This window comes from Streptomyces sp. NPDC026672, assembly GCF_040638185.1.
Taxonomy (GTDB): Bacteria; Actinomycetota; Actinomycetes; order Streptomycetales; family Streptomycetaceae; genus Streptomyces.
In genome coordinates this window covers 170,617-194,529 of record NZ_JBEZXS010000015.1, presented here as the reverse complement: position 1 = coordinate 194,529, position 23,913 = coordinate 170,617, and the positions used below count along the sequence as shown (strand labels likewise).

The following is a 23,913-nucleotide window of genomic DNA, read 5'->3' as shown; positions in this document are numbered from 1 at the left end:
CGACTCTATCAGATCTTTTTCCGATCCGATTTCCTCGGTGCTTTCCAGGTTCCCGCTCTCGCGTTTCCCTTTCCGGCGGTTCCGACTTTATCAGAGATTCTCAGTCGGAATTTCCACCCCCTCCGGGTGGCTCCGAGGTGTGCGTGACAACCCGGGTTCCCGATCAGGCGGAGCCGTAAACGTACTGGAGCGGGGCGCCTCGATGCAAATCGAGGCGCCCCGCTCCAGGTTGACGCGTACGGCGAGCCGTCCGCGGTCAGACCTCCACGACGACCGGGAGAATCATCGGCCTGCGCCGATAGCTGTCCGAGACCCACTTGCCGAGGGTGCGCCGGATGAGTTGCTGGAGCTGGTGGGGTTCCACCACACCGTCCTGCGCCGAGCGCTCCAGCGCTTCGTTGATCTTCGGAATGACCGCGGCGAACGCCGAGTCCTCGATACCGGAGCCACGGGCCTGGACGTGCGGTCCACCCGTGATCTTGCCCGTGGAGGAGTCGACCACCACGAAGACCGAGATGATGCCCTCGTCACCGAGGATCTTGCGGTCCTTGAGCGCCGGCTCACCGACGTCACCGACCGAGAGGCCGTCGACGTACACATAACCGGCCTGGACCTTGCCGGAGATCTTGGCCTTGCCCTCGACGAGGTCGACGGCGACGCCGTCCTCGGCGATGACGATGCGGTCGTGCGGGACGCCGGTCAGCGCGCCGAGCTCGGCGTTGGCTCTCAGGTGGCGCCATTCGCCGTGCACCGGCATCAGGTTCTTCGGCCGGCAGATGTTGTAGAAGTACAGCAGCTCGCCCGCGGATGCGTGGCCCGAGACGTGGACCTTGGCGTTGCCCTTGTGGATGACGTTCGCGCCCCAGCGGGTCAGACCGTTGATCACGCGGTAGACCGCGTTCTCGTTGCCCGGGATCAGCGACGACGCCAGGATCACCGTGTCGCCGTCGACGATGCGGATCTGGTGGTCGCGGTTGGCCATCCGGGACAGGGCCGCCATGGGTTCGCCCTGGGAACCCGTGCAGACCAGGACGACTTCGTGGTCCGGGAGGTCGTCGAGGGTCTTGACGTCCACGACGAGGCCCGGCGGGACCTTGAGGTACCCCAGGTCCCGGGCGATGCCCATGTTGCGGACCATGGAGCGGCCGACGAAGGCGACCCTGCGGCCGTACTCGTGCGCCGCGTCCAGGATCTGCTGGATGCGGTGGACGTGGCTGGCGAAGCTCGCCACGATGATCCGCTTGCGGGCGCTGCCGAAGACCTGGCGCAGCACCTGCGAGATGTCCCGCTCGTGCGGAGTGAATCCGGGGACCTCGGCGTTGGTGGAGTCCGCGAGGAGGAGGTCGATGCCTTCCTCGCTGAGCCGCGCGAACGCGTGCAGGTCCGTCAGCCGGTTGTCCAGCGGGAGCTGGTCCATCTTGAAGTCGCCGGTGTGCACGACCATGCCCGCGGGCGTGCGGATGGCGACGGCGAGAGCGTCCGGGATGGAGTGGTTGACGGCGACGAACTCGCAGTCGAAGGGCCCGATGCGCTCGCGGTTCCCCTCGGCCACCTCAAGGGTGTACGGACGGATCCGGTGCTCCTGGAGCTTCGCCTCGATGAGGGCGAGGGTCAGCTTGGAGCCGATCAGGGGGATGTCCGGCTTCTCCCGCAGGAGGAAGGGGACACCGCCGATGTGGTCCTCGTGACCGTGGGTGAGGACGATGCCCTCGATGTCGTCGAGGCGGTCCCGGACGGACGTGAAGTCCGGCAGGATCAGATCGATTCCGGGCTGCTCCTCCTCGGGGAAGAGCACTCCGCAGTCGACGATCAGGAGGCGGCCGCCGTACTCGAAGACCGTCATGTTCCGGCCGATCTCACCGAGACCGCCGAGCGGGGTGACCCGGAGGCCGCCTTCGGCGAGCGGCGGGGGCGGGCCGAGTTCAGGATGCGGATGACTCAAAAGACTCTCCTCACCACACGCGCCACGTACCGATGGGGCACGTGGCGCGCGTGACGTTCGTGCATGAGCAGTTGTCGTTGTGGGCTGCGGGCACCGGTGGCCCGCCTATTCAGTTGTGAAGCTCGGGTGGTGCCAAGTCTGTTGTCAGAGCTGTACCCCGCCGGCAGCAAGATCGATCTTGAGCTGGGCGATCTCCTCGGGCGAGCATTCGACCATGGGGGCGCGCAGCGGCCCGGCGGGCAGGCCCTGGAGGCCGAGCGCGGCCTTGGTGGTCATGACGCCCTGGGTGCGGAACATTCCGGTGTAGACCGGGAGGAGCTTCTGGTGGATCTCCGTCGCCTTCTGGACGTCGCCCGAGGTGAAGGCGTCGACGAGGGCACGCAGGTCGGGGGTGACCAGGTGGCCGACGACGGAGACGAAGCCGACCGCGCCCACGGACAGCAGGGGCAGGTTGAGCATGTCGTCGCCGGAGTACCAGGCGAGGCCGGACCGCGCGATGGCCCAGCTTGCGCGGCCGAGATCGCCCTTGGCGTCCTTGTTGGCGACGATCCTCGGGTGCTCGGCGAGGCGGACCAGGGTCTCCGTGGTGATGGGGACGCCGCTGCGGCCGGGGATGTCGTAGAGCATGACGGGCAGTTCGGCGGCGTCGGCGACGGCCGTGAAGTGCCGGTACAGGCCCTCCTGCGGGGGCTTGTTGTAGTACGGCGTGACGATCAGCAGGCCGTGTGCGCCCGCCTGCTCGGCGGCGCGGGCCAGGCCGGCGCTGTGGTGGGTGTCGTTGGTGCCGACCCCGGCCACGACGTGGGCGCGGTCTCCGACCGCCTCCACGACGGCTCGTACGAGGTCCGATTTCTCCGCGTCACTGGTGGTGGGGGACTCTCCGGTGGTGCCGTTGACGACCAGGCCGTCGTTGCCTGCGTCCACCAGGTGGGTGGCGAGCCGCTGCGCGCCGTCGAGGTCAAGTGCGCCGTCCGCCGTGAAGGGCGTGACCATGGCGGTGAGGACCCGCCCGAAGGGGGTCTGCGGAGTGGAGGTCGGAGCCATGGGTAACACGCTACTCGTTGCTCACGGCGGGGTCTGCCCTCGGGGTGCTGGGAAAATCATGACAAATGCGGAGCCCGGCACTGCCTGCTCGGGGGTTCAAGCAGTGCCGGGTCCGTTTGATCAGGCTAGATGAACTTCGCTAAATACCGCAATACGGACACCTCTCCAGCCTGGTCCATCATCCGCGGCCGTCACGGCGCGACACGGCCGTTGGCGTTGAAGGCGGCGTGGGTCAGCGGCATCAGCTGGGCCCAGGCGGCCTCCATCTTCTCGCCGACCATCTCGATCTCCCGCTGCGGGAAGGACGGCACCTTCGCCAGCTCGTGCTGGGTGCGCAGGCCGAGGAAGTGCATCAGCGAGCGGGCGTTGCACGTCGCGTACATCGAGGAGAACAGCCCGACGGGGAGGACCGAACGGGCGACCTCGCGGGCGACGCCGGCGGCGAGCATCTCGCGGTACGCCTCGTACGCCTCCGTGTAGCTGTTCTCCATGATGCGTCCGACCAGCTCCTGCTGGGCCTGGGTGCCCTCCACGAAGACGTACTTGCCGGGGCGGCCCTCCTGGACAAGCTTGCGGGACTCGTCGGGGACGTAGAAGACGGGCTGGAGCTCGCGGTAGCGACCGCTCTCCTCGTTGTACGACCAGCCCACGCGGTGCCGCATGAACTCGCGGAACACGAAGATCGGGGCGCTGATGAAGAAGGTCATCGAGTTGTGCTCGAAGGGGCTGCCGTGCCGGTCCCGCATCAGGTAGTTGAGCAGGCCCCTGGAGCGCTCCGGGTCCTTCTTCAGCTCGTCCAGCGACTGCTCGCCGAGGGTCGAGACCCTGGCGGCGAACAGCACGTCCGCGTCCGACGCGGTGTGCTTGACCAGGTCGACGGTGACATCGCTGCGGAAGCTCGGTTTGAGGTCGTCGGCGGGGGTGTCGGTCACGGCTCGGAAGGTCCTTCCCATCACGTCTCTCGGGCGGCGCCCACTCTACGGCCCGGCACCGACAGCGGGGTGTTCGGTGCGGGTACGCGACAGCTTCTGCGATCTTGGGGCGACTTCTGCGATTTGGGGGAAAGTGGGCACCATTTGCGACAATCGATCGTCTGTGTTGGTGAGGGCCGGAGGTTCGCCCCCGCACCGCCGTACCCCGGCACCCAGACGTCCTGTCCCCGAAGGAGAAGCAGTAGCGATGACGTACGGCAATGTCACTCCCCCGCCCCGTGAGCGGGCCTCGGTCGGGCAGCTGGCCGGGCGCTGGCTGCTGGGCCTGACCATCGTCGCCGGGCTCGTCGGCTCGCTGGTCCTCGGCATGCCCGCGCTGTCGACGCCCTCGCCCGCGCAGAGTCCCCAGTCCCAGGCCTCACAAGGGCGCTGACCCTTCCGGACCCCCGCGGGTGGTGAGGGGACACCCGGCCGGATAACCTCACCGGGCACAGCACAGCCCATGCATGGAACGAGTGAGGACCAGCCGTGCCCCTGCCCTTCCTGACGGCCGACCGCGCCTTCGAGGCAGCCGACGACATCGCCTTGCCGTACGAGGACCGCGCCCGCTGGCGCCGGCCGTACCGCCCCGGTCCCTGGCGGGTGGGACTGGCCGCGCTCTGCCTGCTGCTCGCGTCGTTCGTGCTGTTCGCGGGCGTGCTGATCGCCCTCACCGACTCGGTGTCGTCCGCGGGCCTGGTGTTCGTGCTCGCGCTGGCCGTCATCGCCTCCGCGCTGCGGATGCTGCGGATGGGCGTGTGGGTGAGCGCGCACGGACTGCGGCACGTGCGGTTCCTCGTCACGCGCACGGTGACCTGGCAGCGGGTCGCCGCGGTGCGCACGGTGCAGCAGCCGGTGCGGTGGATGGGGCTGCCGCGCACGGTGCAGGGGCAGGCCCTGACCGTCGTGCAGCGCAACCGCTCCGGCGAGGAGGTCACACCGCTGCTCACGACGCACAACCTCGACTTCCTGGCACGCGGCTCGGCCTTCGACCGGGCGGCGGACACGGTGGAGGCATGGGCGGCGGAGAACCGCCCGGCCTGACCACGCGTCCAGTGGACCCAGGGGCCGATCCGCACACCGCGGACCGGCCCCTTCGCCGTACGGCGGCACCGGGCGCGTTCCCCGGTCTCAGACCTCGATCGTGCGGTTCTCGTGGAGGGCGATCGCCTGTTGCATCGCCTTGCGGGCGCGGGGGGTGTCGCGCGCGTCGTGGTAGGCGACCGCGAGGCGGAACCAGCTGCGCCAGTCGTCGGGGGCCGCCTCCGTCTCCGCCTTGCGCCTGGCGAACACCTCGTCGGCCGAGTCCCGGTCGATGCGCCCGCCCGCGGTGCGCTTCAGCTCGTCGACGGGCAGGCCCCCCTCCGCGTCGAGCTTCGCGGCGAGCGCGTTGGCCTTGCGGACGAACTGGGTGTTCTTCCACAGGAACCAGACGCCGATGAGCGGCAGGACCAGCACCGCGACCCCGAAGGTGACGGTGAGGAGCGTGCCGGACTGGATGAGCATGACGCCGCGGCTGCCGACCAGGACGAAGTAGAAGACCAGGACGGCGGCCGTGACGGCGTAGGAGATCTTGGCGCGCATGCCGGTGCTCAGCCGAGGTCCAGGAAGTGCTCCAGGCCGAAGGTCAGGCCCGGGGTGGACACGACGCGGCGCGCGCCGAGCAGGATGCCCGGCATGAAGCTGCTGTGGTGCAGGGAGTCGTGCCGGACGGTGAGGGTCTCGCCCTCGCCGCCGAGCAGCACCTCCTGGTGGGCGAGCAGCCCGCGCAGCCGCACCGAGTGCACGGGGACGCCGTCGACGCTCGCGCCGCGCGCCCCGTCCAGGGCCGTGACCGTGGCGTCCGGCGCCGGCGCCGCGCCCGCGGCACGGCGGGCCTCGGCGATGAGCTGGGCCGTGCGCGTGGCGGTCCCGGAGGGCGCGTCGACCTTCTTGGGGTGGTGCAGTTCGATGACCTCGACCGACTCGAAGTACGGCGCGGCCAGCTGCGCGAACTTCATGGTGAGGACGGCCCCGATGGAGAAGTTGGGCGCGATGAGCACCCCGGTCTCCGGGGACTGGTCGAGCCAGCCCTTCAGCTGCGCGAGGCGGTCGTCGGTCCAGCCCGTCGTGCCGACGACCGCGTGGATGCCGTGCCGCACGCAGAAGTCGAGGTTGCCCATCACCGAGGCGGGCGTGGTCAGTTCGACCGCGACCTGGGCGCCGGTGTCGGCCAGCGTCTCCAGCTTGTCGCCCCGGCTCAGGGCGGCGACCAGCTCCATGTCCTCGGCGGCCTCGACCGCCCGTACCGCCTCGGAACCGATCCTGCCGCCTGCTCCGAGGACCGCCACGCGCAGCTTGCTCATCTTGTTGCTTCCTTACCGGTGGGGTTTCAGGCGACGGCGTCGTGCAGCCGCGCGGCCTGCTTGTCCTTGAGCGGGCCGATGACCGACAGCGACGGGCGTTGTCCCAGGATGTCGCGGGCGACGGACCGCACCTCGTCCGGGGTCACGGAGGCGATGCGGTCGAGCATGTCGTCCACGGACATCTGCTCGCCCCAGCACAGCTCGCTCTTGCCGATACGGTTCATCAGCGCGCCGGTGTCCTCGAGTCCGAGGACGGTGGAGCCCCTGAGCTGACCGATCGCGCGGGCCATCTCCTCGTCCGACAGGCCGTGCTCGGCGACGTGGTCGAGTTCGTCGCGGCAGATCTTCAGCACGTCGTGCACCTGGCTCGGCCGGCAGCCGGCGTACACGCCGAACAGTCCGCAGTCGGCGAAGCCCGAGGTGTACGAGTACACGCTGTAGGCGAGGCCGCGCTTCTCCCTGACCTCCTGGAAGAGCCGGGAGGACATGCCGCCGCCGAGGGCCGTGTTGAGTACGCCGAGGGCCCAGCGGCGCTCGTCCGCGCGGGCCAGGCCGGGCATGCCGAGGACGACATGGGCCTGCTCGGTCTTGCGGCCGAGGAGTTCGACGCGGCCCGCGGCGCGGACCGTGCGCCGGCCGTCGCGCGGGGCGACGGGGACGGCCGTGGCGGTCCGGAAGGCGCCCGCCTTCTCGAAGGCGGCACGGACCTGGCGCACGACCTTGTTGTGGTCGACGTTGCCGGCGCAGGCGACGACGAGGTGCGTCGGGTCGTAGTGCTTGCGGTAGAAGCGGCGGATGCGGTCGGCGGTGAGGGCGTTGACGGTGTCGACCGTGCCGAGGACCGGGCGGCCGAGCGCGTTGTCGCCGAACATCGTGTGCGCGAAGAGGTCGTGGACGCAGTCGCCCGGGTCGTCCTCGGTCATCGCGATCTCCTCGAGGATGGCGCCGCGCTCGACGTCGACGTCCTCCTCCAGGATCAGTGAGCCGGTGAGCATGTCGCAGACGACATCGATGGCGAGCGGCAGGTCGGTGTCGAGCACCCGTGCGTAGTAGCACGTGTACTCCTTCGCCGTGAACGCGTTCATCTCGCCGCCGACGGCGTCGACGGCCGCGGAGATGTCCAGCGCGCTGCGCCGCGACGTGCCCTTGAAGAGCAGGTGCTCCAGGTAGTGCGTGGCGCCGTTGAGGGCCGGGGTCTCGTCGCGGGAACCGACGTGCGCCCAGATGCCGAAGGTCGCCGACCGGACCGAGGGCAGGGTCTCGGTGACGATGCGCAGGCCGCCGGGGAGGGTGGTCTTGCGGACCGTGCCGATGCCGTTCTCCCCCTTGATGAGGGTTTGGGTACGGGCGACGGCCCGCGCCTCCGAGGAGGTGCGGGCCGTCGCCGTGGAGTCGCTCGACGTCACTTGTCGCCCGCAGCGGAGCCGGCGTCGTTCGCGTCGTCCTTCGTCTCGTCGTCCTCGCCCTCGATCACGGGAACGAGGGAGAGCTTGCCGCGGGAGTCGATCTCGGCGATCTCGACCTGGACCTTCTGGCCCACGCCGAGGACGTCCTCGACGTTCTCCACGCGCTTGCCGCCGGCCAGCTTGCGGATCTGCGAGATGTGCAGCAGACCGTCCTTGCCGGGCAGCAGGGAGACGAACGCCCCGAAGGTGGTCGTCTTCACGACCGTACCGAGGTAGCGCTCGCCGACCTCGGGCATCGTCGGGTTGGCGATGCCGTTGATCGTGGCACGGGCGGCCTCGGCGGCCGGGCCGTCGGAGGCCCCGATGTAGATCGTGCCGTCGTCCTCGATGGTGATCTCGGCGCCGGTGTCCTCCTGGATCTGGTTGATCATCTTGCCCTTGGGGCCGATGACCTCACCGATCTTGTCCACGGGGATCTTGACGGTGATGATCCGCGGGGCGTTCGGGGACATCTCGTCCGGCTTGTCGATCGCTTCCATCATCACGTCGAGGATGTGGAGACGGGCGTCGCGGGCCTGCTTGAGGGCCGCGGCCAGGACGGAGGCCGGGATGCCGTCCAGCTTGGTGTCGAGCTGGAGGGCGGTCACGAAGCCCTTGGTGCCGGCGACCTTGAAGTCCATGTCGCCGAAGGCGTCCTCCGCACCGAGGATGTCGGTGAGGGTGACGTAGTGCGTCTCACCGTCGATCTCCTGGGAGATCAGGCCCATGGCGATGCCCGCGACCGGGGCCTTCAGCGGCACACCGGCGTTGAGCAGCGACATGGTGGAGGCGCAGACCGAACCCATGGACGTCGAGCCGTTGGAGCCGAGGGCCTCGGACACCTGGCGGATCGCGTAGGGGAACTCCTCGCGCGTGGGCAGCACCGGCATGAGGGCACGCTCGGCGAGGGCGCCGTGGCCGATCTCGCGGCGCTTCGGGGAGCCGACGCGGCCGGTCTCGCCGGTGGAGTACGGCGGGAAGTTGTAGTTGTGCATGTAGCGCTTGCGGGTCACCGGGGAGAGGGTGTCCAGCTGCTGCTCCATACGGAGCATGTTGAGGGTGGTGACGCCCAGGATCTGGGTCTCGCCACGCTCGAACAGCGCGGAGCCGTGCACCCGCGGGATGGCCTCGACCTCGGCGGCGAGCGTACGGATGTCCGTCACGCCGCGGCCGTCGATGCGCTTCTTCTCCTTGATGACACGCTCGCGGACCAGGGTCTTGGTCAGCGTGCGGTACGCGGCGGAGATCTCCTTCTCGCGGCCCTCGAACTCCGGCAGGAGCTTCTCGGCGGCCAGGCCCTTGACGCGGTCCAGCTCGGCCTCGCGCTCCTGCTTGCCCGCGATGGTCAGCGCGGAGGCGAGCTCCGGGCGGACGGCGGCGGCCAGCGCCTCCAGGACGTCGTCCTGGTGGTCGAGGAAGATCGGGAACTCGGCGGTCGGCTTGGCGGCCTTCGCGGCGAGGTCGGCCTGGGCCTTGCACAGGACCTTGATGAACGGCTTCGCGGCCTCGAGACCGGCGGCGACGACCTCCTCGGTCGGCGCCTCGGAACCGCCGTCGACCAGCTTGATCGTGTGCTCGGTGGCCTCGGCCTCGACCATCATGATCGCGACGTCGCCGTCCTCCAGGACACGGCCGGCGACCACCATGTCGAAGACGGCGTCCTCGAGCTCGGTGTGCGTCGGGAACGCGACCCACTGGCCGCGGATCAGCGCGACGCGGACGCCGCCGATCGGGCCGGAGAAGGGCAGGCCGGCCAGCTGCGTGGACGCGGAGGCGGCGTTGATCGCCACGACGTCGTACAGGTGGTCGGGGTTGAGCGCCATGATGGTGGCGACGACCTGGATCTCGTTGCGCAGGCCCTTCTTGAAGGACGGGCGCAGTGGGCGGTCGATGAGGCGGCAGGTGAGGATGGCGTCCTCGGAGGGACGGCCCTCACGGCGGAAGAAGCTGCCGGGGATCTTGCCGGCGGCGTACATCCGCTCCTCGACGTCCACCGTCAGGGGGAAGAAGTCGAGCTGGTCCTTGGGGTTCTTGGAGGCGGTGGTGGCCGACAGCACCATGGTGTCGTCGTCCAGGTACGCCACGGCGGAGCCGGCGGCCTGCTTGGCCAGGCGGCCCGTCTCGAAGCGGATGGTGCGGGTACCGAAGGCGCCGTTGTCGATGACGGCCTCGGCGTAGTGGGTCTCGTTCTCCACTAGCGTTTTCTCCGTAACTTGTCGTCTTTCGTCCCTCGGCTGCCCGTGTGGCAGGGGGACGGTCGCGGAGAGGCGCTCCGTGCGGTGCGGGCCGGTCTTCGATCGAAGCACCCGGGGTTCGCTCCCCCGGGGGCCACTACCGAGGACCGGCGGCGGCTAGGCGCGCTCCTCCTCGTTCTCTTCGTGCTGTTCGTACTCTTCGTACGTGTTCCGTGTCATGCGTATTGCGTTGTGCTACCACACTACAAAGCGTGAGTGACACTCCGCACGTTTCCGCACGTACGGCAAAGGGAGCGGTCCCCGAGCACTCCGGGAACCGCTCCCTCCACGACGTCTTACTTGGCGCCCGCCGCACCGCGACGGATGCCCAGGCGGTCGACCAGCGCGCGGAAGCGCTGGATGTCCTTCTTGGCCAGGTACTGGAGCAGCCGGCGACGCTGGCCGACCAGGATCAGCAGACCGCGGCGGGAGTGGTGGTCGTGCTTGTGGGTCTTGAGGTGCTCGGTCAGGTCGGAGATCCGACGGGACAGCATGGCGACCTGGACCTCGGGGGAGCCGGTGTCGCCCTCCTTGGTACCGAACTCGCCGATGATCTGCTTCTTCGTAGCGGCGTCGAGCGACACGCGTACTCCTCCTGGTCTGTCTGACGCCCTCCGAGCGCCCCCGGTCTGCATCGCGGGAGAGCTTCCGTTACTCGGGAGGCGGGGATCCGCCGGACGCGACCTCCAGGGTCCACGAGGGGACTTCGGGGGTGCGTACGCACACGGCCGTCACTCAGGGTACCAGGGCCGGAGGGTCACCTTCACCGCGGTCGCCGAAGCGCTCCTGTCACGCGCGCGGGGTCAATAGGGTGAGTGCTCGATCCGACGGTACCGGCCGGGAAGGGGACGCTGCGCGATGGCGGAGACGGCGGAGGAGACCAAGGCGCGCAAGGAGCGCGAGCGGGACGAGCTGTACGCGCTCGACATCTCGGACGTCGAGTGGCAGTGCGCGCCCGGCACCGAGGAGCACGAGGAGCGCGTGGAGATCGCGTACCTGCCGGAGGGGGCGGTGGCGATGCGGTCGTCCCTGGACCACGGCACGGTGCTGCGCTACACGGAGGCGGAGTGGCGCGCGTTCGTCCTGGGGGCGCGGGACGGGGAGTTCGACCTGGAGCCCGGGCCGGACGGGGAAGGGTCCGCGCGGGCCCAGTGATCGGCCCAGTGATGGGCGGAGTGACGGCGGAGGGGGGAGCGCGGACGCTCCCCCCTTCTCACGCGGTGCCACCGTCCGGCGGGGTCGTGCCCGCGCCGGACGGGAATCAGCTCGTCATGGACCTGGCGGTCGAGTACACGTCGAAGACGGCCAGTGCCAGCGGCACCAGGGTCAGCAGCACAAAGCCCTCGGCGATCTCCAGGAAGCGGCCCCAGAACGGCGTGAGGGCGCCGCGCGAGACGATCAGACCGAGCGCCGTGACGACGGCCGCCACCGCCGCGATCGCCGCCACGAGCCAGACCGTCCGGATGTCGAGGTCGGTGCGGTCCCCGGTGAGGGCGTCGCGCACGATCGTGTGCGGCGGGTTGAGCGCCAGCCCGAGCCCGAGCAGGACGAGACAGGCGAGACCCGCGGCCAGGACGGGCGCGACCTGCGCGGTGTAGCGGAACAGGTGGGCCCGCATCAGGAACGCCACCCCGGTCGCGAGGGCGAGCAACTGGGCCCAGACGCCGTCGGAGAAGCCCAGCACCGCCGAGGCGGCGACCGCGAGCACCGCGCAGCCTCCGACGAGTCCCACGAGGAGTTCGTGCCCCCGGCGGGCGCGGGCGGCGACCCGCTCGGCGTCGACGGGTTCCTGGGGGGCGGGTTCGGCGCCGTACGTCCCGCGCGTGGCGGTGTCCGGCGGGTCGAAGCCGATCGGCAGCCGGGCGAACCGCATCGACATGCCCGGCAGGAAGGCCAGCGCCCCCACGGCGACCGGCGCGCACAGCGCGGCGACCTCGGAGGGCGTCCAGTCGGCGAGGATCGCCACGAAGGTGGCGGCCAGGCCGACGCCGGAGGCGCAGACGAGGGCGACGAACGGGCCGTCCCCGCTCGGTGAGCACAGGACGAGCAGGAACGCGGCCAGCAGCACGGCGGCGCAGGCGAGGAGGAACTGGAGTTTGCCGATGCCCTCGCCGGCGGCGAGCGGGAGGACGCCGGAGCCGGCCACCGCGACGCCGGGCAGGGCGCCCAGTCCGAGGGCGACGGCGGAGCCCCGGTCGTCGTAGACCCGGGCCCGTACGCAGGCGAGGACGACCAGCAGGACGCCGGCGACCCCGGCGAGCACGCCGGGCAGGCTGTGCATGTCGTGGCGCGGGTCGGCGGTCCAGGCCACGAAGGCGAGCAGCGCCGGCAGGACCCCGCCCCCGACGAGGCCCGCGGCGCGCGTCAGGTCACCGCTCCACAGAGTGTGCTCGCGCGTCACGGCGGAGGCGACCGCCTCGGAGACGTCGTCGAAGACGGCGGGGGGCAGCGACTCGGAGAAGGGCCGCAGGGTGAGCAGTTCGCCGTCGAGGATGCGCTGCGCGGCGAACGAGCGCGAGCTGTCGAGGACGGTGCCGTCCCGACGGACCAGGTGGTAGCCGACGGGGGCGCCCTCGGCGGCGCTCTGCCGGGAGAGCCTGAGTATCTCCGGGAGGATGTCGGCGACCGGGATGTCGTCGGGCAGTGCCACGTCGATGCGGCTGTCGGGCGCGACGATGGTGACCCGGCAGAAGCCGAGTCCCGTGCCGGCGCCGGAGGCGCCCCCCGTGCCGGGCTCCCCTCCAGTGGCTGCCGCGGAGGCCGTCATGCTCACCTGCTGCTCCCCCTCAGTGGTGATGCCGCGTCCGGGGTGTGAAAGTCCTGTGCCCCAGACGCGTTACCCGGTGCTTACCGACTCGGTCCGCGTGTGCTCACGCGAACATCCGGCACCCTATCGCCCCCTCGTCAGGCGTGGAGTCAGTAGGATCGCGCGGCGGCCTGCGTCCGCCTGACACGGGGTGGCGGACGAACACTCGTGGCCCGGCAAGGGAATTGGTGAGCAGTGAGCCACATCGTCGTGAAGCGCCCGCCTCGGGCGCTGCCGTCCGAAGTGTCCACGCAGGAGATCGTCCTGCAGCCTCCACCCGAACTGCCGCGGGGGCACCAGGAGAGCGTGCTGATGCAACTGCTGCCCACGCTGGGCATGGGTGGCTCGGTCGTCTTCTTCTTCACGAGCGGTCAGCCGTTCATGAGGATCATGGGCATGGTGATGATCGCCTCGACGGTGGCCATGTCCATCGCGATGGTGGTCCGCTTCCGCCGCGGCTCCCAGGGGCAGTTGGCGGACATGCGCCGCGACTACCTGAGCTATCTGGCGCAGACCCGGCGCACCGCCGTCGACACGGCGAGGACCCAGCGGGACGCGCAGTACTTCCTCCACCCCTCCCCCGAACAGCTGTGGGCCCTGGTGGCCGAGGGCAGCCGGGTGTGGGAACGGCGGCCGGGCGACGAGGACTTCGCGCAGGTCCGCATCGGGCTCGGCCCGCAGGCCCTCGCCAGCCCGCTGATCGCCCCCGAGACGGGCCCGGTGGAGCAGTTGGAGCCGCTCACCGCGGGCGCGATGCAGCGTTTCCTCGCGGTCCACGGCTCGCTGGACGACCTGCCGATGGCGGTCTCGCTGCGCGCCTTCTACCACGTCACCGTCAGCGGCGACCCGCAGTCCGTACGGTCCTCCGCCCGGGCCGTGGTGGGCTCGCTCGCGGCGCTGCACTCGCCCGAGGACCTGCTCGTGGTGGTCGCGGCGGGCCGCGAGTCGCTGCCCCACTGGGAGTGGGCGAAGTGGCTGCCGCACGCCCAGGCGCCCGGCGCGGTGGACGGCGCGGGCAGCCGCAGGCTCATCGGCGGCGACGCCCGCGAGCTGGAGGACCTGCTCGCCACGAGGCTGACGGGCCGTCCCCGCTTCCACCCCAACGCGGCGCCCCTGCCGGAGGAGCCCCATGTGGTCGTCGTCCTCGACGGCCTGTCCCTGCCGCCGGACTCGATGCTGGCCAACCCCGAGGGACTCCAGGGCGTCACCGTCCTGGAGGTCGTGCCCGGCGAGCCGGCCTCCGTCGGCGGTGACCTCTCCGTCGTCGTGCACCCCGGCTCGCTGCGCCTGGAGTCGGGGCACGGCGTCGTCTACGAGGGGACGCCCGACACCCTGTCCCACGAGTCCGCCGAGGCGCTGGCGCGGCAACTCGCCCCGCTGCGGATGGCCTCGGGCGGTGACGACGACGAACCGCTGCTCGCCAACCTGGAGTTCACCGACCTGCTCAACCTCGGTGACGCGGCGTCCGTGGACACCAAGCGGACCTGGCGGCCGCGTTCGCTGGCGGAACGGCTGCGGGTGCCGATCGGTCTCGGCGAGGACGGCCGGCCCGTGATGCTGGACCTCAAGGAGGCCGCGCAGGAGGGCATGGGCCCGCACGGCCTGTGCGTGGGCGCCACCGGTTCGGGCAAGTCGGAGCTGCTGCGCACGCTGGTGCTGGGGCTCGCGGTGACGCACTCCTCGGAGACGCTGAACTTCGTCCTGGCGGACTTCAAGGGCGGCGCCACCTTCGCGGGCATGGCGCAGATGCCGCACGTGGCCGCCGTCATCACCAACCTGGCGGACGACCTCACGCTGGTCGACCGCATGGGCGACTCGATCCGCGGTGAGCTCAACCGCCGGCAGGAGATGCTGCGCGACGCGGGCAACTACGCCAACATCCACGACTACGAGAAGGCGCGCGCGGCGGGCGCGGCCCTCCAGCCGATCCCGTCCCTGGTGCTGGTGATCGACGAGTTCAGCGAACTGCTCACCGCGAAGCCCGACTTCATCGAGATGTTCGTGCAGATCGGCCGGATCGGCCGCTCGCTCGGGGTCCATCTGCTGCTGGCCTCGCAGCGCCTGGAGGAGGGCCGGCTGCGCGGCCTGGAGACCTATCTGTCGTACCGGATCGGTCTGCGGACGTTCTCCGCGGCCGAGTCGCGCGCGGCGCTGGGTGTGCCGGACGCCTACGAGCTGCCCAACGTGCCGGGTTCGGGTTTCCTGAAGTTCGGCACGGACGAGATGGTGCGGTTCAAGGCGGCGTACGTCTCCGGGGTGTACCGCTCGGGTGCGCAGCGGTCGGTCCTGGGCGGCGGTCCGCTGCCGGTGGACCGGCGTCCGGTGCTGTTCACGGCGGCCGAGGTACCGGTGCAGTACGTGCCGGTGCCGCAGCAGCGGGCCGCGGGGCCCGAGGGTCCGGAGATCGACGACGCCCTCGCGGACACCGTGCTGGACGTGATCGTGCGCCGGCTGGAGGCGCAGGGGCCAGCGGCCCACCAGGTGTGGCTGCCGCCCCTGGACAGCCCGCCGTCGCTGGACGCCCTCCTGCCGGGCCTCACCGCCGTGCAGGGGCGCGGACTCACCCAGCCGGGGTACGACGGGGCGGGACGCCTGGTCGTGCCGGTGGGACTGGTGGACAAGCCGTACGAGCAGCGGCGCGACCCCTTGTGGGTGGACTTCTCGGGCGCGGCGGGACACATGCAGATCGTGGGCGGCCCGCAGTCCGGCAAGTCGACGCTGCTGCGCACGATCGTCTCGGCGTTCGCGCTGACGCACACGCCGCACGAAGTCCAGTTCTACGGGCTCGACTTCGGCGGTGGCGGCATGGCCGCGATCGCGGGTCTCCCCCATGTCGGCGGGGTCGCCTCGCGGCTGGACCCGGAGCGGGTACGGCGGACGGTCGCCGAGGTCTACGGTGTGCTGACGCGCCGCGAGGAGTACTTCCGCTCGGCCGGCATCCCCTCCATCGCGGACTTCCGCACGCGGCGGGCCCGGGGGGACATCCAGGTGAGCGACCAGCCGTGGGGCGACGTCTTCCTGGTCATCGACGGCTGGGGCAACTTCCGTACCGAGTACGAGGCGCTGGACCAGGTGGTCCTCGACATCGCGGCGCGCGGTCTGGGCTACGGCGTCCACGTGATCCTGACGGCGTCCCGGTCGATGGAGGTGCGGTCGAGCCTGAAGGACCACCTCATGAACCGCCTGGAACTGCGTCTGGGCGACACGATGGACTCCGAGCTCGACCGCAAGGTGGCCGCGAACGTGCCCGCGGGGGTGCCGGGCCGTGGTCAGGCGCCGCAGAAGCTGCACTTCATGGCCGCGGTGCCGCGCATCGACGGCCTGACCTCCGACACTGACCTCTCCGACGCCACACAGGCGCTGGCCACGGAGGTATCTCGGCACTGGACGTCCTCGGTGGCACCCGAAGTGCGGTTGCTGCCCCGGGAGTTCCCCTCGGCCGAGCTGCCCCCGGGCGACCGCTTCCCGCGCCGGGGCGTGGCCTTCGGGCTCGACGAGGACAACCTCGAACCGGTCTTCGTCGACTTCGAACAGGACCCGTTCTTCCTGGTGTTCGGCGAGAGCGAGGCGGGCAAGTCCAACCTGTTGCGGCTGCTGATCAAGCAGCTGACGGAGCGGTACTCGGGCGACGAGTGCAAGCTGTTCGTGGTGGACAACCGGCGCTCGCTGCTGGACGTGACACCGGCCTCGCACCTGGCCGAGTACATCCCGATGTCCAACTCCATGGACCACCACATGTCCGCCCTGGCGAACCTGATGCAGCGCCGCACCCCGACCGCGGACGTGACCGCGCAGCAACTGCGGGAGCGCAGCTGGTGGCGGGGGCCGACGGTGTACGTCGTGATCGACGACTACGACCTCGTGTCCACGTCGAGCGGGAACCCCCTGGCCGGGCTGACGGAGCTGCTCCCGTTCGCCCGGGACGTGGGGGTGCGCTTCATCATCGCCCGGTCGACCGCCGGCGCGGGCCGCGCCTCGTACGAGCCGTTCATGCAGCGGATGAAGGAACTCGGGGCGCAGGGTGTCGTGTTGGCGGGTGACCCGGGCGAAGGTGATCTGCTCGGCGGCATCCGACCGCGGCCGATGCCCGTGGGCCGGGGCGTCTTCGTCTCCCGGCGACGGGGGAAGCCGTTGGTACAGGTCGGGTTGGTGCCGGAACTCACGTACTGAGGGAGGTGGCGCGGCGGCGGGGCGAGGGGTGCGGGTCCTCCTCGGGCCGTGGCGGGATCCGCCCCTCCCGGGTGAATGTGATTCGCGAAAGCGATCTGCCTGCGGCTGGTTTGGCCCGGCGGTGCCGTCCGGCGGACGGCCCGCACCCGGGGCACCGGGAACTCCGCGGGGGGACACGGGGAAAGGGTCCGCACGTGTCGTGGGACGAGTGGGATCGGCTCAAGTCGCAGGCGGCCGGCGGCGCGTCGCCCCGCATGCGGCTGGACCAGCTCGATCCCGGCAGCGGCGGGCGACCCGCGCCCGATCCCGGCCATTACGGCGACCTGTCGGTCAGCCAGAAGGACCTGGCGGGGATCGGCACGCACGCGTTCGGCCTGTACAACGACCTGTGGGACAAGGGGCGCAGGGCCGTACCCACGAGCGGGACGGCCGCGCGGGCCCTCGGCACGGCCGGATTCGCACTCGGAAGCGCCCTGGAGCACGTCGCTCTGCGCTGGGACGAGCAGGTGGCCTCGCTCAGGGACGCGTGCGCCCACATCTCGAACCACATGACCCTCACCAAGAAGCTGCACGCGGACGACGACCACTACATCCGGCGGCGGATGAGCGGCATCGACCTGCTGGACGCGGGCTTCGACGAGCGGGTGGGCGAACCGGGCGCCAGGAACGGGGTGTACGGGGACCCGAAGGACAAGCACCAGAAGGGCGACGGCTCGAAGGGCGACGACTCGAAGGGCGACGGCTGATGGAGTTCGAGGCCCTGCGGAACGCAGACTTCGGCCCGCTGGACGATGCCGTCGACGACTGGTCGGCGATGGTGAGGGACCTCGCGACCCTCAAGGAGAGCGCGGAGAACGGGTTGCGCGGTGCGGCGCGGAAGGCCGACTGGAGCGGGTACAACGCCGTCGTCTCCAAGGACTTCATCGGCAGGACCGCCGGGGAGTTCAGGGACGCGCATGCCCAGGCCGATTCCATCCACAAGATCCTCAGGGACACCCGGAACGAGCTGAAGGCGTACCAGGGGCAGCTCGACTCCGCGATCGAGCGGGGGCGCCGCAGCGATCTGACGGTTGTCGGCAACGGCAACGGGCTCACCGTCACGGCGAACGTCCCTCCGGAGGGCGGCACACCGAGGGACGGGGAACACCTGGACGAGGCACGTCGGGGCGAGGTCACCGCGCTGCGCGACGAGGTCCAGAAGATCCTGGACCGGGCCACGGAGAGCGACGAGTCGGCGAGCACCGTGCTCAGGGCCGTCGCTGACGGGAGCTGGTACGGATTCTCGGACGTCCACCACGCGGACCGGGACTCCGGGGACCGGGCGGTCAGGACGGCGTCGGAACTCGCGGCGCTGGCGAGGAAGGGCCCCGGGGACCTGACGGTCGAGGAGTTCGACCGGCTCGACGCGGGTCTGAAGCGGTACGCCGACGACGAGTTGTTCGCCGCGCGCTTCGCGCCACGGCCCTGGGTGCGGACGGCACCCTCGACTTCTGGGCCGGCATCAACGACCCCTACGGCGCCGCGGACTTGGCACACCGAAGGGCCGACCGGTTCGACGACCTCCAGAAGAACCTGGGCCTCACCCTCGCGACGGCGACGCGGAACGACGGCGACGCCATGGCCGACTGGAAGCGCCGGATGATCGACCTGGCCGACAGACCGGTCGGCCGCAACGGCGGTTTCCCCCTCGGGGCGCAGGTGATGACGAACCTGATGCGCTGGGGCGAATACGACGACCGCTTCCTCGTCGACTACGGCGCCAGGCTGACCGAGACGGAGAAGAGGCTCACGGACAACGGCCGCCACGGCGCCTGGGCCCGCACGGGCGGCGACCCCCTGCTGAACCGTACGGGCACCGACTCGGGCTGGGACCCGATGACGGGTTACGTCAAGGCGCTGTCCAACAGCCCGAGGGCGGCGACGGAGTTCTTCGGCAGCACCTTCGTCACCCGGGACGAGGACCACGACTTCACCCAGGACCTCGACGAGGACGGCAAGGTGGCGAGGCGTTCGCTGACCGCCTTCGACTACCTCTTCGAGGAGCGCCACTGGCCCCGGGACGTGGACGCCGGGGGCGAGGACAGCATCGCGGGCCGCAAAAACCTGGCCCTGGCCCTGGAGGCGGCCACCACGGGACATCCGGCGGGCGAGCTGCCGACGGCGGACACCCCCGCCCACACCACCGCCCAGACCGAGCTCTTCGGGAGCCTGGTGGCATCCGCCTCGGAGGACCCGAGCCGCCTCACGGAGCACGGCCACATGGCGGACAGCATGGGCCAGAACAGCTACACGGCGCAGCTGATGCAGTACCACTTCGCCCACCCCGAGGCATACGCGCACGATCCCTCGTACGACCAGGAGGTTCGGCTCAAGGACGGCGTCGACTCCGTCGCGCGCACGGCGGGGCAGATCGAGGGCCTGATCGGCGCGGGACGCGCCTACGAGAGCGAGGTCCGGGGCGCCGCCAAGGACGCCGAGTACAACGCCCGGCTCGAAAGCATGGGCACATGGGGTGGTACGGCGGTGGGCATCGGCGTGGGGATGGCCACGGCACCGCTCACCGGGCCCGGCGGCGCGGTTGTCGGAGACCTGGCGGGTACGGCCGCCGACGAGATCGTCGGCGCCATCGTCGAGGGGTCCATGAGGGACAGCTCCCACGAGGTCGTCTACCGCAACGGCGTGACGATCGAGGACACCCGGGCCTCCACGTACGCGTCGGTGGAGGCAGCGGCCAGGAACGCGGGCAGGTACTCGGGGCGGCGCCCTCGGCCAAAGGCCCTGCTGAGTGTCGGAATCCTGCTCGCCCTGACCCTCCTTGCCGGTGTCGGCTACGCTCTTGGGCTTCCACCGTTCGAGAAGGCAGGTGAGATCAGGGCGGACGAGGTCTGCGATTCTCTGGGTTCCTCGTCAAGCGCCGCCGACTCGTTGAGGAAGCTGCTGCCCGAAAAGCCGTCATACGCCTTCGATGACAGTGTGCGTTTTCGCGACAGCTCCACGGCCCCCTCCTACGAGTCGACGTGTTTCGTCGCCGGGGACGGCAGACAACTGCTCGTGGCGGAGGCGACCTTGATGAGGGACGAGACGGCCGCAGGCTGGACGGGTTGGCTGAAGGGAACGGCCGCCGACGTGTCGAACGTCCGGTCGCTCACCCCCTTCGAGGCCGGTGAGGCGGCCGTCGCCTCCCCCGGGTTCGCCGCGGTCTTCGTGCCCTGCGTGTCCGCTGGAAGGGTTCCGGGCGGTCAGTACAGCATCAGCGTCTCGGTCGAATTGCGGCAGTCGGGGAATTCCGGTGGTGACGCGGCACGGGACGAACTGATCCGCCTGGCCGGGCTCGCCGGCTCGTACGCGTATGCCCGAGCGAAGTGCGACATGCCCCCAGGACCCCTGTGACCCCGGTTCAGGCGGGGTTGGTGAAGGAACCGTACCGAGAGACGATGTGGCGGAGCGTGGCCGGTTGCCGCCTGCTAAGTTCACAAAACGCTCTGTGTCGAGTGGGTTCCGGAAGCAGTGGGCCGGGGCCTGCCCCGCGCGGAGCGGACACACAACGGGGAAGGGGGCCGTGCATGGCATGGGATGAATGGGAGCGGTTGAAGTCCGAGGCACACACGGACGGTTCGACGCACATGCGCCTCAATCAGCTGGCCCCGGAGGGCGGCGGGGGCGGCGGGGACCTCGTCGTCCACCAGGACGACCTGGGTGCCGTGGGGCACGACGCCTACCTGCTGTACGACGACATCAGCAAGGGTGCGGACATCGCCGCGGTCGGGGCCGACAAGGCCGGAGCCGGCTCCACGTCGCAGGCCGCGGCCACGCTCAAGTCGCACAACTTCGCGACGGGCGGCGCGCTGGAGAAGACCGTCGAGGTGTGGTCGTCCCAGGTGAAGTCGGTGCTCCAGGCGTGTGCGCACATCTCCAACCACCTGAGCTACAGCCAGAAGCGGCACAGCGAGGACGACGCCCAGATCTCCGCGGTGCTTCGCGCGAGTGACGGTTCGACGGTGTCGGTGTCCCAGCTCGACGGCTACTTCAAGTAGGGGAGTCTCACATGGCTCTCACGTTCACGGACCTGGTCGAGGTCGACCTCGGCAGGCTCGCCACCGCCGTCGCGGACTGGAAGAAGTCGGTCGATGCCCTCAAGAAGGCGGCCGAGAGCGCCCGCAAGGGCATGCAGAGCAAGTCGGACACGGCTCGCTGGGCGGGCGTCAACGCCACGGTGACACGGGAGTTCATCACCAGGACGACGAAGGAGATCTCGGATCTCCACGCCGAGGCGGACAGCATCTACCAGGTGCTCGACGACGGGCACACCGAACTGGCCTCGCTGCAGAAGCAGATCAAGCAGGCGGTGAACGTGGACGCGGGCACCCTGGGTGTGCGGGTCGAGGACATCGGCGACGGCAAGGTCCGCTGCTTCTTCCCCCACGTCCGCGGCGACACGGACGAGCGCACACAGGAACAACTCGACTCCAGGCAGGAGCTGGAGGGCCGGATCAACCGCCTGCTGGCACACGCCGCGGAGATCGACTCCTCGGTCGCCCGGGCGCTGGCCAAGAGCCATGGCGGCGACGCGCACAACGCGGGGCACAGCCGCTACGAGTCCCTGAACGACGCCGAGGTCGAACGCGCGCTGGAAATCGCCCGCAAGGGCGACAAGATGTCGGACGCGGAGCTGCGTGAGCTCGACGGGTTGCTGCGGTTCAACTCGGGTGAGAAGGACGGGGAGTTCGCGACCGAGTTCTACCAGGGGCTCGGCGGGCCCGAGAAGGCGCTGCAGTTCTACGCCGAGATGTCCATCGACGGCACCGATGCGCAGGCGACCAAGACGCGGCTGGACGCGGTGCAGGACCTCCAGAAGGTCATGGGCTACACGCTGGCCAACGCCACGGACCCGGACCACCGGCACCATCTGCCGGACAGCTGGAACGCGGAGTTCCGGCGCCTCGGCACCCAGCAGATCGGCTGGGAGCGCGGGCAGATGAACAAGCCGTACGGTTACCAGGTCCTCGGCGGTCTACTCCGGTACGGCAACTACGACGCGCGGTTCCTCAACCCCATCGCGGAGCACATCACGCAGCTCCACAAGGAGGACCCGTACCGCTTCCTGATGAACAAGCCCGCGGGCTCGCCCGACACCTACGGCTTCAATCCCTCGGGGCGGCTCGGCACCGGCAACGATCCGCTCAACAGCGTCCTGGAGGCGCTGGGGCACAGTCCTGACGCCGCCGAGAAGTTCTTCACCCAGCCTCCGACCGCGTACAACGACGACGGCACGGTGAAGAAGGACGGCAAGCTGGGCTTCGACTCGTACCTCGACGTGTTCACCGACAAGGACTTCGAGTGGACGGTCGACACCAACGACATGAACGTCCTGGCCGACGAGGACAAGACGAGGAAGGCGCTGGGCTTCGGGCCCGAGGCGCTGGGGCACGCGTTGGAGGCGGCGACGACGGGGCGGCCGTACGACAGCGGTGACATGGCCGACGCGATCAAGCACACCGAGGCGCGTGCCGATCTGGTCCGTGAGATCGTCGACAAGTTCGGGCAGGACCCGGAGCTCATCCGGCACAACGAGAACGGCGACATCGACGAGGACTCGGGTCCGCTCTACGCGCTGCGGGGAAGCCTCGGGGAGATCACCGCGGAGTACATGGGCGACTTCCAGCAGGCGATGTACAAGGAGGACCCGGGCAGCGACCTGTTCTCGACGTTCGGCTCTCCGGCGGGGCTCGATCCGAACAGCGCCACCCGCTTTCTCGGCGAGGTGGGACAGGACCCGGACGCGTACGCGACCATCACGAACGCGCAGCAGGCCTATACGGCGAATCTCGTCGACCACGTGATCAATGGCGACAGCCAGTCGACGGCGTCGCTGGACGGGCGGGTGGGCGCGGCGGTCGCACCGGGTTCGGCCATCGCCGGCGTCATGAGCGACGCGAGGGCCCATGCGATCTACGAATACCACACGGCCTCCGACCAGGCGTACAACGACGCCGCGGCCGACAAACAGAAGTGGGTCAACCGCATCCTGGGCATGGGCATCGAAAAGGTCGGCGAACGCGTCCCCGTCGCGGGCACGGCTCTTGAATGGGCTTCTGAGGATATTCAGGAGTCCATTATGAAGAGTATTGAGCACGATACGGCTAATGAAGCGGAAGCTCAGGCTGGCCAAGCGTACCAATACGGCCGAGACGCAGCGATCGATTCCGCTGCGTCCGCCGTTGACCATGCATTGGTGAACAATGACTCCATCAACCCTGATACCGCCGATGATCTAAAGCGCGCCGCGCGCATTTCGGCGGGCCACAGCCACACGGACGGTGCTCAATGGAAATCGGAGAGTAGCGCGAATTGACATCTCACCCTCACGTCGTGCGAGGCATCGCATGGTTCATCACAGCGGCGGCCGCAGTGAGTTGTTCATCGAGTGAGCCGAAGCAGAAATTCACGATCCCCAAAACCGTGTGTGGTGTCGCCGCTCCGAGCGATGCGTTCTCCCGACTCCTGCCTGAGTCCGGCAAGAAACTAACCGTTGACGAGCACGGCACTTTGGCCGACGGCAACGTCACCTGCGGGATCAATGTGGACAAGAACAACATGGTCCTCGTGGTGAACATGGAGCGCATCGGTACTGACGCATCCGCGCGGGGCGTCCTGGTCGATCGGCTCTCGATCTGGCAGCAGAAGTCCGCGGAGAACGGCACCATCGCATATGTCGATCACGCTGCCGCATCGCTGATCAAATGCCGCGGGGCAGGGATCGAGGAGGAAGATATCAGCACCTTCATCAAGGTCCTCAATCCCGGTCGACCCGATGAATCGGCCATGAAAGACATGATCTCCGGATACACGGCTGCACTCAAGAAGAAGCAGCCGTGCACGCCCGAGTCGTAGGTGCTGGGCGATACCGAATGATCGCCAAATGAAACAGGGTGGACACCTCCCGTGCGTGTCCACCC

General features: G+C 69.7%; 19 protein-coding genes. 10 read left to right on the top strand and 9 right to left on the bottom strand.

Translation table 11 applies throughout. From position 1 onward, the window contains the following. Positions 1-256: 256 nt before the first annotated feature. The 3 genes from AB0F77_RS19775 to thyX all read right to left on the bottom strand — a co-directional run bounded on the left by AB0F77_RS19775 (position 257) and on the right by thyX (position 3,918). A complete protein-coding gene (locus AB0F77_RS19775; RefSeq protein ID WP_361949835.1) occupies positions 257-1,942 on the bottom strand; it encodes a ribonuclease J in 1,686 nt (561 codons plus the stop codon). Positions 1,943-2,086: 144 nt separating this feature from the next. After that, on the bottom strand, positions 2,087-2,986 hold the full coding sequence (gene dapA, locus AB0F77_RS19770; RefSeq protein WP_361949832.1) for a 4-hydroxy-tetrahydrodipicolinate synthase: 900 nt from the start codon (positions 2,984-2,986) through the stop codon (positions 2,087-2,089). A gap of 191 nt (positions 2,987-3,177) precedes the next feature. Further along, positions 3,178-3,918, bottom strand: a complete 741-nt coding sequence (gene thyX, locus AB0F77_RS19765; RefSeq protein WP_361949829.1) for an FAD-dependent thymidylate synthase — start codon at positions 3,916-3,918, stop codon at positions 3,178-3,180. Positions 3,919-4,165: 247 nt separating this feature from the next. Here thyX and AB0F77_RS19760 point away from each other — a divergent pair, with 247 nt between their 5' ends. After that, positions 4,166-4,351, top strand: a complete 186-nt coding sequence (locus tag AB0F77_RS19760; RefSeq protein WP_361949826.1) for a hypothetical protein — start codon at positions 4,166-4,168, stop codon at positions 4,349-4,351. 95 nt (positions 4,352-4,446) lie between these two features. Next, positions 4,447-5,001: a hypothetical protein gene (locus AB0F77_RS19755; protein WP_361949823.1), complete on the top strand. Its 555-nt coding sequence runs from the start codon at positions 4,447-4,449 to the stop codon at positions 4,999-5,001. Between the two features lie 87 nt (positions 5,002-5,088). On the opposite strand, the gene AB0F77_RS19750 is transcribed toward AB0F77_RS19755, so the two are convergent. From AB0F77_RS19750 to rpsO, 5 genes are all read right to left on the bottom strand, one after another. Continuing rightward, positions 5,089-5,541: a hypothetical protein gene (locus tag AB0F77_RS19750; RefSeq protein WP_361949820.1), complete on the bottom strand. Its 453-nt coding sequence runs from the start codon at positions 5,539-5,541 to the stop codon at positions 5,089-5,091. Positions 5,542-5,549: 8 nt separating this feature from the next. Continuing rightward, positions 5,550-6,302 carry a 4-hydroxy-tetrahydrodipicolinate reductase gene (dapB, locus tag AB0F77_RS19745; protein ID WP_361949817.1) on the bottom strand — a complete coding sequence of 251 codons (753 nt, stop codon included), beginning with the start codon at positions 6,300-6,302 and terminating at the stop codon, positions 5,550-5,552. A gap of 26 nt (positions 6,303-6,328) precedes the next feature. Then, the gene (locus tag AB0F77_RS19740; RefSeq protein ID WP_361949814.1) at positions 6,329-7,708 is read right to left on the bottom strand and encodes a pitrilysin family protein; all 1,380 of its coding nucleotides are present in this window, start codon (positions 7,706-7,708) and stop codon (positions 6,329-6,331) included. Then, complete coding sequence (locus tag AB0F77_RS19735) at positions 7,705-9,942, bottom strand: polyribonucleotide nucleotidyltransferase (protein ID WP_361949811.1); 2,238 nt, start codon at positions 9,940-9,942, stop codon at positions 7,705-7,707. The genes AB0F77_RS19740 and AB0F77_RS19735 overlap by 4 nt, the downstream gene beginning before the upstream one ends. Before the next feature lie 335 nt (positions 9,943-10,277). Beyond that, positions 10,278-10,565: a 30S ribosomal protein S15 gene (gene rpsO / locus AB0F77_RS19730; RefSeq protein ID WP_361949808.1), complete on the bottom strand. Its 288-nt coding sequence runs from the start codon at positions 10,563-10,565 to the stop codon at positions 10,278-10,280. Positions 10,566-10,839: 274 nt separating this feature from the next. Here rpsO and AB0F77_RS19725 point away from each other — a divergent pair, with 274 nt between their 5' ends. Then, positions 10,840-11,136: a DUF397 domain-containing protein gene (locus AB0F77_RS19725; RefSeq protein WP_361949805.1), complete on the top strand. Its 297-nt coding sequence runs from the start codon at positions 10,840-10,842 to the stop codon at positions 11,134-11,136. 106 nt (positions 11,137-11,242) lie between these two features. Here the strand turns inward: AB0F77_RS19725 and eccD are convergent, their stop codons facing one another. Beyond that, positions 11,243-12,748, bottom strand: a complete 1,506-nt coding sequence (eccD, locus tag AB0F77_RS19720) for a type VII secretion integral membrane protein EccD (protein WP_361949855.1) — start codon at positions 12,746-12,748, stop codon at positions 11,243-11,245. 234 nt (positions 12,749-12,982) lie between these two features. Between eccD and eccCa the strand changes: the two genes are divergently transcribed. The 7 genes from eccCa (at position 12,983) to AB0F77_RS19685 (ending at position 23,848) form a co-directional block, all read left to right on the top strand. Beyond that, entirely contained in the window at positions 12,983-16,957 is a 3,975-nt protein-coding gene (gene eccCa, locus AB0F77_RS19715; protein WP_361949802.1) for a type VII secretion protein EccCa, read from the top strand. Positions 16,958-17,151: 194 nt separating this feature from the next. Beyond that, entirely contained in the window at positions 17,152-17,703 is a 552-nt protein-coding gene (locus AB0F77_RS19710; RefSeq protein WP_361949799.1) for a hypothetical protein, read from the top strand. Then, positions 17,703-18,599, top strand: coding sequence for a hypothetical protein (locus AB0F77_RS19705; protein WP_361949797.1), 897 nt, complete (start codon positions 17,703-17,705; stop codon positions 18,597-18,599). The genes AB0F77_RS19710 and AB0F77_RS19705 overlap by 1 nt, the downstream gene beginning before the upstream one ends. Further along, positions 18,485-20,347: a hypothetical protein gene (locus tag AB0F77_RS19700; RefSeq protein WP_361949794.1), complete on the top strand. Its 1,863-nt coding sequence runs from the start codon at positions 18,485-18,487 to the stop codon at positions 20,345-20,347. Before AB0F77_RS19705 ends, AB0F77_RS19700 begins: the two co-directional genes overlap by 115 nt. 173 nt (positions 20,348-20,520) lie before the next feature. Beyond that, positions 20,521-20,991: a hypothetical protein gene (locus AB0F77_RS19695; protein WP_361949792.1), complete on the top strand. Its 471-nt coding sequence runs from the start codon at positions 20,521-20,523 to the stop codon at positions 20,989-20,991. 11 nt (positions 20,992-21,002) lie between these two features. Continuing rightward, positions 21,003-23,309, top strand: coding sequence for a DUF6571 family protein (locus AB0F77_RS19690; RefSeq protein ID WP_361949791.1), 2,307 nt, complete (start codon positions 21,003-21,005; stop codon positions 23,307-23,309). Positions 23,310-23,326: 17 nt separating this feature from the next. Beyond that, complete coding sequence (locus AB0F77_RS19685) at positions 23,327-23,848, top strand: hypothetical protein (RefSeq protein WP_361949788.1); 522 nt, start codon at positions 23,327-23,329, stop codon at positions 23,846-23,848. The last annotated feature ends 65 nt before the right edge of the window (positions 23,849-23,913 follow it).

Excerpts from the sequence above, each read along its gene's own strand:
- dapA (WP_361949832.1), bottom strand. The coding sequence starts at position 2,986 with ATGGCTCCGACCTCCACTCCGCAGACCCCCTTCGGGCGGGTCCTCACC.
- AB0F77_RS19760 (WP_361949826.1), top strand. The coding sequence starts at position 4,166 with ATGACGTACGGCAATGTCACTCCCCCGCCCCGTGAGCGGGCCTCGGTC.
- AB0F77_RS19750 (WP_361949820.1), bottom strand. The coding sequence starts at position 5,541 with ATGCGCGCCAAGATCTCCTACGCCGTCACGGCCGCCGTCCTGGTCTTC.
- dapB (WP_361949817.1), bottom strand. The coding sequence starts at position 6,302 with ATGAGCAAGCTGCGCGTGGCGGTCCTCGGAGCAGGCGGCAGGATCGGT.
- AB0F77_RS19725 (WP_361949805.1), top strand. The coding sequence starts at position 10,840 with ATGGCGGAGACGGCGGAGGAGACCAAGGCGCGCAAGGAGCGCGAGCGG.
- eccD (WP_361949855.1), bottom strand. The coding sequence starts at position 12,748 with ATGACGGCCTCCGCGGCAGCCACTGGAGGGGAGCCCGGCACGGGGGGC.
- AB0F77_RS19705 (WP_361949797.1), top strand. The coding sequence starts at position 17,703 with ATGGAGTTCGAGGCCCTGCGGAACGCAGACTTCGGCCCGCTGGACGAT.
- AB0F77_RS19695 (WP_361949792.1), top strand. The coding sequence starts at position 20,521 with ATGGCATGGGATGAATGGGAGCGGTTGAAGTCCGAGGCACACACGGAC.
- AB0F77_RS19690 (WP_361949791.1), top strand. The coding sequence starts at position 21,003 with ATGGCTCTCACGTTCACGGACCTGGTCGAGGTCGACCTCGGCAGGCTC.